We start from the raw sequence: 13,038 nt of genomic DNA, 5'->3' as shown, positions 1-13,038 counted from the left end.
TGCAAGGATAATAAAATGGCTTGAAGACCCTATCTTTGCATATAAATATAGTTGATATGAATACAGAGAACAATCCAGAGGAATTTTACGGTAAGCTAAAGGGGCGCCTAGAAGAGACGGCTTCCTGGCCTTCTGAATACCTTTTTAAGTTTATAGTGCCTTCGGCCAAAGAAAAAATCAAGGCGATAGAAGATATTTTTGACAATACAGGGGCGGTAATCAAAACCAAGGAGTCCAGAAAAGGAACCTACACCAGCGTTTCCATAAACGTGCTCATGAAAGATCCTGACGCGGTCATCGCGAAGTACAAACAGGCAGCGGTGGTAGAAGGGGTGGTTTCCCTGTAAAACATTGCAAATACCTGTCAAAATAGGCCAATTATATACTTAAATTTACCGATTTTTGGCAGATTTTTACTATTTTGCGAGCGTTCGCCAGGGTAGAACGTACTTCACATTAAAATTTTACAATTGATAGATCAGTTAGAATATAATACAGAACGGGAAAAACTTATTGTTCCCGAATATGGCCGTCACCTGCAAAAGATGGTCAACCAGTTGCGTGAGATCAAAGATCGCGAAGAGCAGAACAAAGTTGCAAAATCCATCATTGCGGTCATGGGAAACCTGCAGCCGCATTTGCGCGACGTTCCTGATTTTCAACATAAATTATGGGATCAGCTGTTTATCGCGGCAGAATTTGACCTTGATGTGGATTCACCCTACGAGACCCCATCAAAAGAAAAGCTGGAAGAACGCCCAGAGCCTTTAGAATATCCTCAAAATTACCCTAAATACCGCTTTTACGGCAACAATATCAAGAGGATGATTGACCAGGCCGTTCAATGGGAAAAGGGAGACAAGCGCGAGGCGCTTGAATTTGCCATTGCCAACCATATGAAAAAATGTTTCCTCAACTGGAACAAAGATACCGTTGATGATGACGTGATCTTTAAGCACCTTTTTGAACTGAGTGGCGGTGAGATTAATATGGCAAAAAAAGAGGAAGATCTCAAAGATGCCAATCGTCTGGTACGTTCAAGAAAAAGTGGAAAATCAAATTCCAACAGAAAAAAATCAAGCAACCGAGGTAAAAAACGCTACTAAACCCCAAGTAGGATTTATTTATGGGATCATTTCAAATAGAAGGAGGTCATCAACTTAAAGGTGAAATCCAGCCTCAGGGCGCAAAAAACGAGGCACTTCAAATTCTTTGTGCCGTCCTCCTTACTCCAGAAGAGGTAAAAATAAGCAACATTCCAGATATTGTTGATGTCAATAAACTCATCATGATACTGGGCAATCTTGGCGTTAAAATTCAGAAATTGGGCAAAGGGAAATATTCCTTTAAAAGCGATGCGCTCAATCTGGATTATCTGGAGAGCGAACAATTTAAACAGGAAGGTAGCGGCCTACGGGGATCTATTATGATCGTGGGGCCACTTTTGGCGCGTTTTGGCAAAGGCTATATTCCACGTCCTGGGGGTGATAAAATTGGTCGTAGACGTCTTGATACCCATTTTGAGGGTATGATCAAACTGGGCGCAAAATTCCGTTACAACAAAGAAGAGCGTTTTTATGGGGTGGAAGCACCAGAAGGCCTCAAAGGGGCTTTTATGTTGCTGGATGAAGCTTCGGTGACCGGTACCGCAAATATCGTTATGGCCGCCGTACTTGCCGAAGGAAAGACCACGATCTACAACGCCGCCTGCGAACCTTATCTTCAGCAATTGTGCAAAATGCTCAACCGCATGGGAGCCAATATCACAGGGATAGGTTCTAATATGCTTCATATTGAAGGTGTGGAAAAACTGGCAGGTTGTGAGCATACCGTACTTCCTGATATGATAGAAATAGGTTCATGGATAGGACTTGCCGCTATGACCAAAAGTGAAATTACCATAAAGAATGTGAGCTGGGAAGATCTGGGTGTCATTCCCACGACCTTCAGGAAACTGGGGATTACCTTAGAGCGGAAAGGGGATGATATTTATATTCCCGCACACAAAGACGGTTATCAGATCGAGACCTTTATTGATGGTTCTTTTATGACCATTAGTGATGCACCCTGGCCCGGTTTTACTCCAGATTTACTGAGTATCGTGCTGGTCATCGCAACCCAGGCCAAAGGGGAGGTGCTTATTCATCAAAAGATGTTTGAAAGCCGGCTTTTCTTTGTTGATAAATTGATTGATATGGGGGCAAAGATCATTCTTTGCGATCCACACCGCGCTACGGTCATAGGGCACGACTTTAAATCGAGCCTAAAAGCGACCAATATGACCTCACCAGACATACGTGCCGGTATTTCCTTATTGATTGCCGCACTGAGCGCAAAAGGAACTTCTACCATTAATAATATTGAGCAAATAGATCGCGGTTATGAGAATATAGACGGTCGTCTGCGGGCTATTGGGGCAAAGATTGTACGAACTTCATAACGGTTATATTTTATTTTTTATAGCATAGGTTTTGATCGAACTGCGATAATCTAAGTTCCGTTCTGATTCCATAGAATTATTTTCCATATAAAATTCGTTATATTTGAATATGGATGTTATGACGTATATAAAGGATAGGCACGATATTTTTTATGCCCTTTGCAGAAGATATGAGGTTGACAAGCTTTACATTTTTGGCTCATCCATAACTTCCAGCTTCAATAAAGAAATTAGTGATGTAGACCTGCTTGTGCAATTAGCGATTGAGAAACCAGAAGATAGAGGGATCGCGCTCATTACCTTATGGGATAAGCTAGAGATTTTCTTTGATAGAAAAGTAGATTTACTAACAGATGATTCCCTGAAAAATCCCTATTTAAAAGAAAATATCGATAGAACCAAAAAGCTCATCTATGACCGAAAAAGAGAGCAAATTTTTATATGATATTTCCAACTCAATATACCTGATACAGGAGTTCATTAGCGACACGCCATCTTTTACTGCATATCAGAATGACCTTAAGACTAAAAGTGCGGTAGAAAGGCATCTCGCCATAATCGGGGAAGCCGTTAATAAATTTCGGAAAATTTCAGAAGACCACACCTTAGAACATGCCGCTCAAATAATAAGTTTAAGGAACAGATTGATACATTCGTATGACAGTATTGACGATTCTATCGTCTGGGCAATAGTGTCGCATTATCTTTTACCACTTCAAAGAGAGGTACAAAAATTACAGGAAAGAGATCAATAGTCCGTTTTTCAACGGATTCCTAAAGCAATTTTTCCCCAATTTCTTTCCAGGTTTCCACACGCTCATAACCGTGGGAATTGATGTTGTGCGGGGAGGTAAATTGTATGGCCCTGCCCTCAAAAGTGTCCAGATTGAAAGACCGGTCATCTATAAGTACATCGCCTTTCAGTACAAATTTATGACCGCAGAGAATACGATATTCCCAGGTAATAAAAGGAAAGTGGTTATCTAACCAGATTGATTTTTCTTCAAGGGATTGCGGGAACTGCATGGCCGCGGATGCTATATAAACTTCGTGATCCTTACTTAATTGTTCCAGGACATCCTGACTGTCTTCCATTACTTTTAGATTGGAAAAAAAGCCACGCTGGCGGTTCTGTTCATGAATGTAATCCTGATGCTCTTTTGGTACAAACTCCCAGACGTCACCACCCTTGCAAGCTTCTTTGGTAAGTTGGGTTCTATATTTTTCGTTATACAGATCAATGTGGGCGCCATAGGTATCTGCCAGCACTTCATCCATATCTACAAATATTCGCATAGTTTCTTGTTTTGAACCCAAATATAAGCCTTCTAGGCGGCAAAAGCATAGGTTTTATCCCTATTTCGGGGTTTTGCAAACCGAAAAGAATATCTTTTAGTAAATTGTTGAACTCTTGCTTTCGTTCTTAAAATCAGGCCTGTATGAAACATTATTTCCTATTAATTTTTCTTTTTACCATTGGGCTGAGTTATGGCCAACTCGTAATCAACGAGCTTGATTGCGATTCTCCCGGTTATGATGACCGCGAGTTTATAGAATTGCGATCAGAAGATGCTTATTTTCCGCTAGACGGTTATCTCGTTGTACTTTTTAATGGCTCTGAAAATGGTATGGATTCAAGCTATTTTACCATTGATTTGACCGGTTTTGTGACAGATATCAACGGTATTTTTCTCATAGGTAGCAACACCGTGTCGCCCGCGCCACAATATTTTATAGATGCCAATGTTATCCAGAACGGTGTTGATGCGGTGGCTATTTATAAAGCAAAACCGGAAAATTTCCCTGAGGAAACACCTGCGAATACCGTTGGTCTAATTGATGCGCTTGCCTATGACACAAATGATGCAGATGATGACGACCTGCTTCAATTACTTGGGATTGCGCAGCAGATCAATGAAAATGAAAACGGCAATAAGGATAATGAATCGATTCAGCGGAATGTGGATGGAACGCATTCCGTTAAGGCGCCTACGCCACGCCGTTCTAATGATGGCAGTGGAGTAGGGCAAATAGGTATTGATTTTTCACTCAAAATGGAAGAATTTACGGAAGGAGATACCTTTGAGATTGTGTTCACGGCAGATCAAATTCTTGAAAATACGCTGGATTTTAGTGTCAATTTGACCAATTTTGGCTTTGATTCGGCTGATTTTTCCGGAAAGCTGGAACTCACCATTCCGGCAGGATCAAGTACGGTAGCGACACAAATAATGCTTACAGATGACGATCTGGACGAGGGCGATGAAGAGATGGTGATCCGTTTTGAGAACCTTCCGGAAGGGTTTATCCCACTGCGCGACCGGCTTTTGATTCGTGTCGTAGATGATGACTTTGGGATTTCACCCTGGGGAACTCCGCTTAATCCCACATATGAAGTTGTAGAATCTACACAGCCCGTTAACTTTTATGCTTCGCTGAATGGAAAAGCGGGAAATAATTTAAGACAGGCGATTACCGCTTTAATTGCAGCTCCCGAAATCGTGCGTGCCCAGACTTATGCAGATGTGATCGATATTGTAAAAGAAGCAGATCAAAATCCACTGAACAACAATGAAGTCTGGCTACTTTATACCGAAAAAAGCCGACCCAAATTGGATTTTCAGCTTACCAGCGACAGTTTTGAAAAATGGAACCGGGAGCATGTTTTTCCGCGGAGCCGTGGCGGTTTTTATAATATAGAAGCAGATGAGGTTGCTGATGGAAAGGAGATTTACGTGACTACAAATGTAGACAGCATTCGGCATGGCAATACCGATGCCCACGCGCTGCGCGCGGTAGATTCCCGAGAAAACAGCCGCCGAAACAATCAGAATTATGGCGAATATACAGGTCCCTCAGGTACAGCGGGCAGTTTTTATGGAGATGTGGCGCGAAGTGCGTTTTTTATAGCCCTGCGTTATACGGGACTGGAAATTGTCAACGGTTTCCCGGAAGCCGGTTTTGGGAAACTGGGCGATCTGCAAACGTTGTTGCAATGGCACCGCGCCGACCCTCCAGATGATTTTGAGATGCACCGCAACAATGTCGTTTACACCTGGCAGTACAACCGCAATCCCTTTATCGACTATCCAGAACTTGTGGAATACCTCTGGGGAAATAAACAGGGCGAAGTATGGAATGCTGATCTTTCAATACAAACTACTGCTGGTGATTTGATCAAAATATACCCCAATCCAGCTCAAAAATGGGTGATTTTAAGTGGTTTTTCGGGCAAAAAGAGGATAAAATTATATGATACAACCGGCAAACTGGTATTGAAAAAAACCGTTTTGTCCGGTCAGCGGTTAGATCTTGATCATAAAGCAGGAATTTATTATTTAACTATGAAAATGGGCACTAAAAAAATGAACAGGAAATTGATCATTCAATAAAGTTAAGTACGTGTTCATCTCTTTTAGAAGGAGTGGTGGGATGAGCATTTTGAAAAGTTTTAGTAAATTGACCTTAGAAATAGAACGTATGTGGCAATTTTATCTGGACGTGACCAAATTTGCACTTGCCTTTTACGTGGTTAGCCTTATTATTGTTTCTCCATTTATGGCCGCTTTGCTCTTCGGTATTTTGGGGACATTTATCGGTTTGATAGGTTACAATCAGTTTCATAAAAATGAATATTATACCTATTACAATCTGGGCTACACAAAGAGAAAATTGATAACCACCGCCTGGCTGTTTAATTTGTTACTAAGCGTTCCCCTAATGGGAATGGACGGTTTGCTGGGAATTCTTTTTTAATGGCACACTTACAACTGGGCAATGCCAGTAAATCCTTCGGCAAAAAGCATATTCTGAAAAAAGTTTCTTTTCAGCTAAAAACGGGCGAGATTCTTGGCCTTTTCGGAAGTAATGGCAGTGGAAAGAGCACTTTGCTCAAAATACTTTTCGGAACCCTAAAAAGTGACATCCTTGATCTAAAAATTGACGGTAAAACATTCCGCGGAAGCGATATTATCAAGCATCAAAAAATTGGTTACCTACCACAATTTTCTTTTCTGCCGGCGGCAAACCGGGTTTGGGATGTCGTACCTAAATTTTTTGAAGATGGCAAATTGCAGGACCGTGTAATGCGCGATCCCGGTGTAGAACGTATCAGCGGGACTAAAATTGGCCAACTCTCACAGGGGGAACGCCGTTATCTGGAGCTGCAACTGGTAGGTAATCTTGCGCATCCTTTTTTAATGCTGGATGAGCCTTTTTCTATGGTTGAACCCTTGTATATTGAACATATCAACCGCTTTTTGCTTCAGATAAAAGAAACGAAGGGCATTCTTCTTACAGATCATTATTACCATAACGTCTGGGAAATTAGTGATCGTAAAAAACTGCTAAAAGAAGGTGTGCTCAACAATATTCAGACTAAGGAAAACTTAAGGGAAATGGGATATATAAGATCAATAGAATGACCTAATTTAGAGGTAGCAATTCTACTAAATAGTTTTAACTCTAATTTATGAAAGATAATTTTTCTGGCCATGCGGTCGCTTATGCCAAATACCGTCCCACATATCCTGAGCAGCTGTATGCCTATCTTTATTCTTTGCTTGACGAAAAGAAAAACGCCTGGGACTGCGCCACCGGTAATGGACAAGTAGCAGTGGAGCTTGTAAAGGTTTTTGATGAGGTTTGGGCGACGGATTTGAGCGAAAATCAATTAAAAGAAGCCGAAAAACGGGAACATATCACTTACGAGGTCCATACGGCAGAAGATACCGTTCCCTATAAAAAGCACTTTGATCTTATTACCGTGGCGCAGGCGATACATTGGTTTGATTTTGACCGGTTTTATACAAATGTGAACGTTGCTTTAAAGGACAATGGTATTTTAGCCGTAATTGGGTATTCCCTTATTACCACCGCTGGCAAATTAAACGAATTTCTTAAACATTTTTACGAAGAGATTATAGGGAAATACTGGGATGCAGAACGGGAATATCTTGATAATCATTACCGCACCATACCGTTTCCATTTAGGGAAGAAGTAGTTCCACAGTTCACCATGGACGTACGGTGGACTCAAGAGCAGTTATTGAATTATTTGAATACCTGGTCAGCAGTAAAACATTATGAAAAAGAAAAAGGTGAAAATCCGCTAGATTTGATCAAAAACGACGTAAAAACACACTGGGGCAAACAGGAAAAACGGCTTTTTGAATTTCCATTGTTCTTGCGCGTGGGGCATAAAAACTAATACCACTACGCTAAAAAAGTAAGATAGAGGATTTGTTATTTTAAGTCCTTTCTATTTGATCGCTTCCTTATACACTTTTAAGCAGCGTTCACGCGCTTCTTTGTGATCTACCATTTTTTCGGGATACTCCTCAGTACCAAATTCAGGTACAAATTCTTTGATATATTTATGGTCTTTATCAAACTTATCAACCTGGGTCATAGGGTTGAAAATCCTAAAATAAGGCGCGGCATCTACGCCACTTCCTGCTGCCCACTGCCAGTTCCCTACATTGCTGGATTGCTCATAATCAAGAAGTTTTTCGGCAAAATACGCTTCTCCCCAGCGCCAATCGATAAGCAAATGTTTGCATAAGAATCCGGCAGTAAGCATGCGCACACGGTTGTGCATATATCCCGTAGTGTTGAGTTGGCGCATACCAGCATCCACGAGCGCAAAACCGGTTTTCCCAGCTTTCCACTTTTCAAATTCTTCCTCGTTATTTCTATATTCCACGCGGTCATATTTCTTGCGGAACGCATTATCAACCGTCTCCGGAAAGTGATCAAGGATTTGCATAAAAAACTCACGCCAGATCAGTTCGCTCCAGAAAACTTTATTCTTTTCTGCAATTGCTTTTTTCATGAGTTTACGCACGCTTACCGTGCCAAAGCGCAGATGCGCACCTACTCTTGAGGTACCATGATCTAACGCAGGATAATTACGCGTGTCCTCGTAATTATCAATTGTAGTGGGAGTTACATCATATTCTGGAAATTTAAGGTCAGATTTTGTAAAGCCCATATCGTCGAGGGAAAGGTTGGGCAAGCGGCTATTCCTATATAGATTATCAAGATATTGACTTGTATAGTGGATTTTCAAGTCCCTTTCCTCATCAAAATTGTCCTTCCAGGTATTCATATAGGGCGTGAAAACGACATAAGGATCGCCATCTCCCTTGACAACTTCGTCCCGTTCAAAAACAACCTGGTCCTTGTAGGTTTTAAAAGCTATATCCTTTTTTTCGAGTAAATCGCCTATAGCTTTATCCCTTTTCTTCGCGTAAGGTTCGTAGTCGTGATTTGTGAAAACCGTGTTTATATCGTAATCCTTGACCAGGTTTTGCCAGATTTCTTCAGGTTTTCCGTAGAAAAAAGCAATGGAACTGTCATGCTTATCTTGCAATTCATCGCGCATTTTCTGAAGGGTTTCAAAAATGTGAGATACCCGCGCATCGTCCTCTGGTAGCTCATCAAGAATTTCGGAATCAAAAATAAAAATGGGCATTACAGGATGATCACTCTTTAAAGCTTCTAAAAATCCAACGTTATCATCAAGTCGTAAGTCCCTTCTGAACCAAAATATATTAACCGTATCCAATTCTGCTTATTTTAATCTGTTTTTCGCCGGAATATATTTTTCCAACTTTCTATTTCTTTATTTCTATCCCCCGAAAATGTATGCGGGATGTATTGTTTTAGCCTACATTCAGTGTTGACATTCCGCCATCAATACCAAAAACCTGTCCGGTAACCCAACTACTGTCGTCACTTAAAAGAAAACGCGCACAATTGGCAATATCAGTCGCCGTGCCCACCCGTTTTAATGGGTGACGTTCGTTCATTTTTTCCTTTTTCTTGTCGTTGCCCAACAATTTCTCGGCTAAGGGAGTATCTGTCAGGGAAGGTGCGATTACATTCACGCGAAAAGATGGAGCATATTCTGCCGCAAGCGCTTTTGCAAATCCTTCTATAGCCCCTTTTGCTGCGGCAACACTCGTGTGAAAAGGCATTCCCGTTTTCACGGCCACAGTACTGAAAAATATTAAACTCGCCTGATCTGATTTTTTAAGAAGTCCTTCAACAGCTTTTAGGCTTTTCACGAGGCTTAGAAAATTTAGCTGAATATCTTTTTCAAACGCTTCCGCGCTCAACATTTTAAAAGGCTTTAGATTGATACTGCCCGGGCAATAAACAAAGCCATCCAATTTTTCTGGCAACTCATCAGTAGGAAGCTCATCCGTTTCAGCATCATATTGTATATAGGTAACGTCAAGATCGCTTAGTTTGTCTGCGGTTCGCGAAGCGACGAAAACCTCATGGTCTTTATGCAATTGGCTTACCAGTTCAAAACCGATACCATGAGAACCCCCTATAAGTAGTATGTTTTTTTTCATCACCTTTTTAGTTTAAAATGTCTTTTCGCGTAATGCCTTCACTTTTTCGCTCTTTGTTTTCATATTTTCCAAAAAGTTCGATCAGTTTTTGTTCCCTGAATTTGAATATTTCATCAAGTTTTGGCTTTACCAAAATAGGATGTCCAAGCTGTCCTAAAATTCCCAGAGGAAGTTTGTAGTGCAGGAGATCTTCCATTTCCACACCGCCTGGAATTTCCTTGATGAAATGTTTGTGGTGCCATAGCGCATAAGGGCCAAAACGCTGTTCATCCACAAAATATTCCTTGTCGCGAACATGCGTAATCTCAGTGACCCATTTGGTTTTGATACCGGCCAGGGGAGTAACGAGATACTGAATAAGCTGGCCTTCAAACATGGGACGATCTGCACCGCTTACAATATTGAAACCCATATAATCTGGTGTGATTTGCTTCAGGTTTTTTGGATCAGACAAAAAATCCCAGGCTTTTTGAAGGGAAATGGGCAATTTTTGTTTGGTATGCAATTCATATATTTTCATGGAAAGGCGTATAGCCGTAAAGATAACAGCCTTATGACCTATACAGAGGTCTTAGAAGTTAAACAAATTTTAAAGTTAGGGTAGAAAAATTTGAAAGTTCAGCCTATTGAAAGTAGTAGAATATTACCAGGTCTAAATATTAAAAGCCTAGATATTTTAATACTTCTAAGTTATCTTAATTTTTAGCAGACTGGTATTCCATAAAATGATCTGCCCAGAGTTGAGCGCATTTCAAATTTTTGAAGAAAGCAAACGATCGTGAGCTGTTTTTCTGTTCCTCATGAAGCCGTTCCCGCCATTTGTCATTTGTGGAAACAACGGCGACAGCAATCATGTTCTTCAACGAATCCCGATGATATTTTGGATTTATAACGATATCGTTTATGCGCTCATTGATAAGAACGAAATTACGATCCTTGTAATACTTTTTTAAATGAAGCCTTACTTCCTGAAGTGTCTCTACATCTAGGTAACTCTTACTAAGATAAACTAAGTGCGCATAATTGAAGCTTAATCTTAAGAGATAAGCGTCTGTCTCAACAACATTATCTTCTGGTTTATCATTCATTCTATCAATTATTAAACTATCAGATGAAAATAACATTTTACGAGGATTAGGAGAGCTAATATAAAAAAATACATTAATTTCTTTAGGTTTTCATTAACAAAATTAAATTTTGATAGTGTTAATTTTAGTGTGAGCTTCCTCAGATCGACTTTTTTGGAATGTGCTCATAACTAACCATATACTATTTAAATGAGAAAAATCTTTTTATTGACCATAGCTATTTTAGCAAGTTTTCAAATGACTGCTCAGATCAACACACCGGCACCTAGCCCAGCAGCGACCTTGACGCAGGTTGTGGGACTTACAAATGTGTCTGTAGATTATTCAAGACCCAGTATGAAGGGTCGTGAAGTCTTCGGTAAAATGCTGCCCTATGGCACCATCTGGAGAACCGGTGCCAATGCCACCACAAAATTTAAGATCGATAAAGATATCACGATCAATGGGAAAGCGCTTAAAGCAGGTACTTACAGTTTGTATACTGTTCCTGGCGAGACAGACTGGGATGTTGTTTTTTACACTGATGACAGTAACCCGCTAATAACAGAATTTGACAACAGTAAGATCGTACTCCGTACTACCGTTGAATCTCAGGATATGCCCATGAATGTGGAAACGTTTACGATTACAGTTGATGATGTTACATCAGACGGGGCTACACTGGGACTTTTATGGGCAAATGAGTATGTAGGTATTCCCTTCAAAGTGAATACAGATCAGGAGGTGATGGCAAGTATAGATGCAGCGCTTAATGGACCTTCAGCAGGTGATTATTACAACGCTGCGGTTTACTATCTGAATGCAGGAAAAGATATCGAAAAATCCAAAATGTGGATGGAAAAGGCAATGACCATGACCGAAAATCCACGTTTCTGGCAATTACGTCAACAATCATTGATATTGGCCAAATCTGGCGATAAAAAAGAAGCGATCAAAGCAGCTAAAGCTTCCCTTGCAGATGCTGAAAAAGCGGGCAATGCGGACTATATTAAAATGAACAAAGATTCCCTTAAGGAATGGGGCGCAATGTAACCTGTTAGACTTAAAAAGTTAAAAAACCCCCAAAAATCAGTAGATTTTCGGGGGTTTTTTGCTTAAAAAGAGTCATTTAAAAGCATAAATTAGGAGTTTACATTAATATTCCAATCCTATTTTAGCGCGTATCGTATCAAGCGTGTTTATAATCAATCTGCTAAAATCATAGGTCATCATGTCGCTTTCTTTTACTCCTTCACGCAACATAGCTGCCATGTGCATGATCTCAAAATTGTAGCCTTTTGCAGAATAGTCAAAATCGTGTTCCGTTTTGACTCCGTCGAGAATGGTGGTGACCTTATCTGTATTATGAAAACGCGGGTGCATATAAAGGAGTCCGTTTTCACAGATAATCGTGGTGGTCGTGGGGGTTTTTGTGTTTATTGCTGATTTAATATATCCTTTCGCGCCATCTTTATAGGTAAACGTTACACTGTTTTCCACATCAACTTCAGTTTTTCCCATTTTTGCTTTCGCCGAAATTTTTTCAGGCTTGCCCAGAAAGGCCAACACGCAAAATATTGGGTAGATACCCACATCTAGCAGGGCGCCGCCGCCCAATTTCTTATCCCAAAGCCTTCCCTCTGGATCAAAAGGTGCATCAAAACAAAAGTCGGACGTTATTTTTTCAATCTTCCCATATTTTCCAGAGGCTATTTCTTCCAGTGCAAAGTTGAAATGTGGCATAATGCGCGTCCACAAAGCTTCCATAAGAAGTACCTTATTTTCCTTGGCGGAAGCGATCATCTTTTCCACTTCACCGGCATTCATGGCAAATGGTTTTTCGCAGAGCACTGCTTTTCCATTCTCCATGCACAGTATGGAGTCCTCACAATGACGTACATGAGGGGTGGCAATGTAGACCACATCTACTTCTGGATCTGCCGCAAGTTCTTCATAAGAGCCATATGCTTTTGCTGCTTTATATTCCGTTTTAAAATCTTCTGCTTTTTCAATGGTCCTGGAGGCGACGGCGGTGAGTTCATTTCCCGGTACGGTCAATAAATCTTTAGCAAAACTATGGGCGATTTTACCCAGTCCCAGGATACCCCATTTTATGGTTTTCATAATAGTTGTTTAATGTTTGGATTTTTTTTAAGCTAGTATTGGA

The 13,038-nt window shown here is 40.6% G+C and carries 16 protein-coding genes; 10 read left to right on the top strand and 6 right to left on the bottom strand.

What is annotated here, in order from left to right:
• Window positions 1–56: 56 nt before the first annotated feature.
• The 5 genes from P162_RS03940 (at window position 57) to P162_RS03920 (ending at window position 3,195) form a co-directional block, all read left to right on the top strand.
• A complete protein-coding gene (locus tag P162_RS03940; RefSeq protein WP_031425932.1) occupies window positions 57–347 on the top strand; it encodes a DUF493 family protein in 291 nt (96 codons plus the stop codon).
• Between the two features lie 123 nt (window positions 348–470).
• Window positions 471–1,106, top strand: coding sequence for a DUF4290 domain-containing protein (locus P162_RS03935; RefSeq protein WP_031425931.1), 636 nt, complete (start codon window positions 471–473; stop codon window positions 1,104–1,106).
• A gap of 20 nt (window positions 1,107–1,126) precedes the next feature.
• Window positions 1,127–2,440, top strand: coding sequence for a UDP-N-acetylglucosamine 1-carboxyvinyltransferase (gene murA / locus P162_RS03930; protein ID WP_031425930.1), 1,314 nt, complete (start codon window positions 1,127–1,129; stop codon window positions 2,438–2,440).
• 118 nt (window positions 2,441–2,558) lie between these two features.
• Window positions 2,559–2,885, top strand: a complete 327-nt coding sequence (locus P162_RS03925) for a nucleotidyltransferase family protein (RefSeq protein ID WP_035917223.1) — start codon at window positions 2,559–2,561, stop codon at window positions 2,883–2,885.
• Window positions 2,854–3,195, top strand: coding sequence for a DUF86 domain-containing protein (locus tag P162_RS03920; RefSeq protein WP_031425928.1), 342 nt, complete (start codon window positions 2,854–2,856; stop codon window positions 3,193–3,195). Before P162_RS03925 ends, P162_RS03920 begins: the two co-directional genes overlap by 32 nt.
• 19 nt (window positions 3,196–3,214) lie before the next feature.
• Here the strand turns inward: P162_RS03920 and P162_RS03915 are convergent, their stop codons facing one another.
• Complete coding sequence (locus P162_RS03915) at window positions 3,215–3,736, bottom strand: 5' nucleotidase, NT5C type (protein ID WP_031425927.1); 522 nt, start codon at window positions 3,734–3,736, stop codon at window positions 3,215–3,217.
• A 143-nt stretch (window positions 3,737–3,879) separates the two neighbouring features.
• Between P162_RS03915 and P162_RS03910 the strand changes: the two genes are divergently transcribed.
• From P162_RS03910 to P162_RS03895, 4 genes are read left to right on the top strand one after another with little or no spacing between them, the layout of a single operon-like run.
• Window positions 3,880–5,832, top strand: coding sequence for an endonuclease (locus P162_RS03910; protein WP_031425926.1), 1,953 nt, complete (start codon window positions 3,880–3,882; stop codon window positions 5,830–5,832).
• Window positions 5,833–5,872: 40 nt separating this feature from the next.
• Complete coding sequence (locus P162_RS03905; protein ID WP_164076202.1) at window positions 5,873–6,196, top strand: hypothetical protein; 324 nt, start codon at window positions 5,873–5,875, stop codon at window positions 6,194–6,196.
• On the top strand, window positions 6,196–6,864 hold the full coding sequence (locus P162_RS03900) for an ATP-binding cassette domain-containing protein (protein ID WP_031425924.1): 669 nt from the start codon (window positions 6,196–6,198) through the stop codon (window positions 6,862–6,864). Before P162_RS03905 ends, P162_RS03900 begins: the two co-directional genes overlap by 1 nt.
• Before the next feature lie 47 nt (window positions 6,865–6,911).
• Window positions 6,912–7,649: a class I SAM-dependent methyltransferase gene (locus tag P162_RS03895; protein ID WP_031425923.1), complete on the top strand. Its 738-nt coding sequence runs from the start codon at window positions 6,912–6,914 to the stop codon at window positions 7,647–7,649.
• A gap of 51 nt (window positions 7,650–7,700) precedes the next feature.
• Here P162_RS03895 and P162_RS03890 read toward each other — a convergent pair whose 3' ends face one another.
• From P162_RS03890 to P162_RS03875, 4 genes are all read right to left on the bottom strand, one after another.
• Window positions 7,701–9,008 carry a cryptochrome/photolyase family protein gene (locus P162_RS03890; RefSeq protein ID WP_031425922.1) on the bottom strand — a complete coding sequence of 436 codons (1,308 nt, stop codon included), beginning with the start codon at window positions 9,006–9,008 and terminating at the stop codon, window positions 7,701–7,703.
• Window positions 9,009–9,105: 97 nt separating this feature from the next.
• Window positions 9,106–9,804, bottom strand: a complete 699-nt coding sequence (locus tag P162_RS03885; protein WP_031425921.1) for an SDR family NAD(P)-dependent oxidoreductase — start codon at window positions 9,802–9,804, stop codon at window positions 9,106–9,108.
• Between the two features lie 7 nt (window positions 9,805–9,811).
• A complete protein-coding gene (locus P162_RS03880) occupies window positions 9,812–10,324 on the bottom strand; it encodes an SRPBCC family protein (protein ID WP_031425920.1) in 513 nt (170 codons plus the stop codon).
• Between the two features lie 175 nt (window positions 10,325–10,499).
• On the bottom strand, window positions 10,500–10,892 hold the full coding sequence (locus tag P162_RS03875; protein ID WP_031425919.1) for a hypothetical protein: 393 nt from the start codon (window positions 10,890–10,892) through the stop codon (window positions 10,500–10,502).
• A gap of 189 nt (window positions 10,893–11,081) precedes the next feature.
• Between P162_RS03875 and P162_RS03870 the strand changes: the two genes are divergently transcribed.
• Window positions 11,082–11,924 (top strand): DUF2911 domain-containing protein, encoded by an 843-nt coding sequence (locus tag P162_RS03870; protein ID WP_031425918.1) that lies wholly within the window; start codon window positions 11,082–11,084, stop codon window positions 11,922–11,924.
• Window positions 11,925–12,026: 102 nt separating this feature from the next.
• Here P162_RS03870 and P162_RS03865 read toward each other — a convergent pair whose 3' ends face one another.
• Window positions 12,027–12,995, bottom strand: coding sequence for a Gfo/Idh/MocA family protein (locus P162_RS03865; protein WP_031425917.1), 969 nt, complete (start codon window positions 12,993–12,995; stop codon window positions 12,027–12,029).
• Window positions 12,996–13,038 lie beyond the last annotated feature (43 nt).

The organism is Flavimarina sp. Hel_I_48 (assembly GCF_000733945.1).
Taxonomy (GTDB): Bacteria; Bacteroidota; Bacteroidia; order Flavobacteriales; family Flavobacteriaceae; genus Leeuwenhoekiella.
Note: the sequence above shows the minus strand (reverse complement) of the source record. Positions and strands in the feature narration are given on the sequence as shown.

What these genes read in the sequence shown, in the direction of transcription:
- P162_RS03940 (WP_031425932.1), top strand. Translation starts at nt 57, where the DNA reads ATGAATACAGAGAACAATCCAGAGGAATTTTACGGTAAGCTAAAGGGG.
- murA (WP_031425930.1), top strand. Translation starts at nt 1,127, where the DNA reads ATGGGATCATTTCAAATAGAAGGAGGTCATCAACTTAAAGGTGAAATC.
- P162_RS03925 (WP_035917223.1), top strand. Translation starts at nt 2,559, where the DNA reads ATGACGTATATAAAGGATAGGCACGATATTTTTTATGCCCTTTGCAGA.
- P162_RS03920 (WP_031425928.1), top strand. Translation starts at nt 2,854, where the DNA reads ATGACCGAAAAAGAGAGCAAATTTTTATATGATATTTCCAACTCAATA.
- P162_RS03915 (WP_031425927.1), bottom strand. Translation starts at nt 3,736, where the DNA reads ATGCGAATATTTGTAGATATGGATGAAGTGCTGGCAGATACCTATGGC.
- P162_RS03910 (WP_031425926.1), top strand. Translation starts at nt 3,880, where the DNA reads ATGAAACATTATTTCCTATTAATTTTTCTTTTTACCATTGGGCTGAGT.
- P162_RS03905 (WP_164076202.1), top strand. Translation starts at nt 5,873, where the DNA reads ATGAGCATTTTGAAAAGTTTTAGTAAATTGACCTTAGAAATAGAACGT.
- P162_RS03900 (WP_031425924.1), top strand. Translation starts at nt 6,196, where the DNA reads ATGGCACACTTACAACTGGGCAATGCCAGTAAATCCTTCGGCAAAAAG.
- P162_RS03895 (WP_031425923.1), top strand. Translation starts at nt 6,912, where the DNA reads ATGAAAGATAATTTTTCTGGCCATGCGGTCGCTTATGCCAAATACCGT.
- P162_RS03885 (WP_031425921.1), bottom strand. Translation starts at nt 9,804, where the DNA reads ATGAAAAAAAACATACTACTTATAGGGGGTTCTCATGGTATCGGTTTT.
- P162_RS03880 (WP_031425920.1), bottom strand. Translation starts at nt 10,324, where the DNA reads ATGAAAATATATGAATTGCATACCAAACAAAAATTGCCCATTTCCCTT.
- P162_RS03875 (WP_031425919.1), bottom strand. Translation starts at nt 10,892, where the DNA reads ATGAATGATAAACCAGAAGATAATGTTGTTGAGACAGACGCTTATCTC.
- P162_RS03870 (WP_031425918.1), top strand. Translation starts at nt 11,082, where the DNA reads ATGAGAAAAATCTTTTTATTGACCATAGCTATTTTAGCAAGTTTTCAA.
- P162_RS03865 (WP_031425917.1), bottom strand. Translation starts at nt 12,995, where the DNA reads ATGAAAACCATAAAATGGGGTATCCTGGGACTGGGTAAAATCGCCCAT.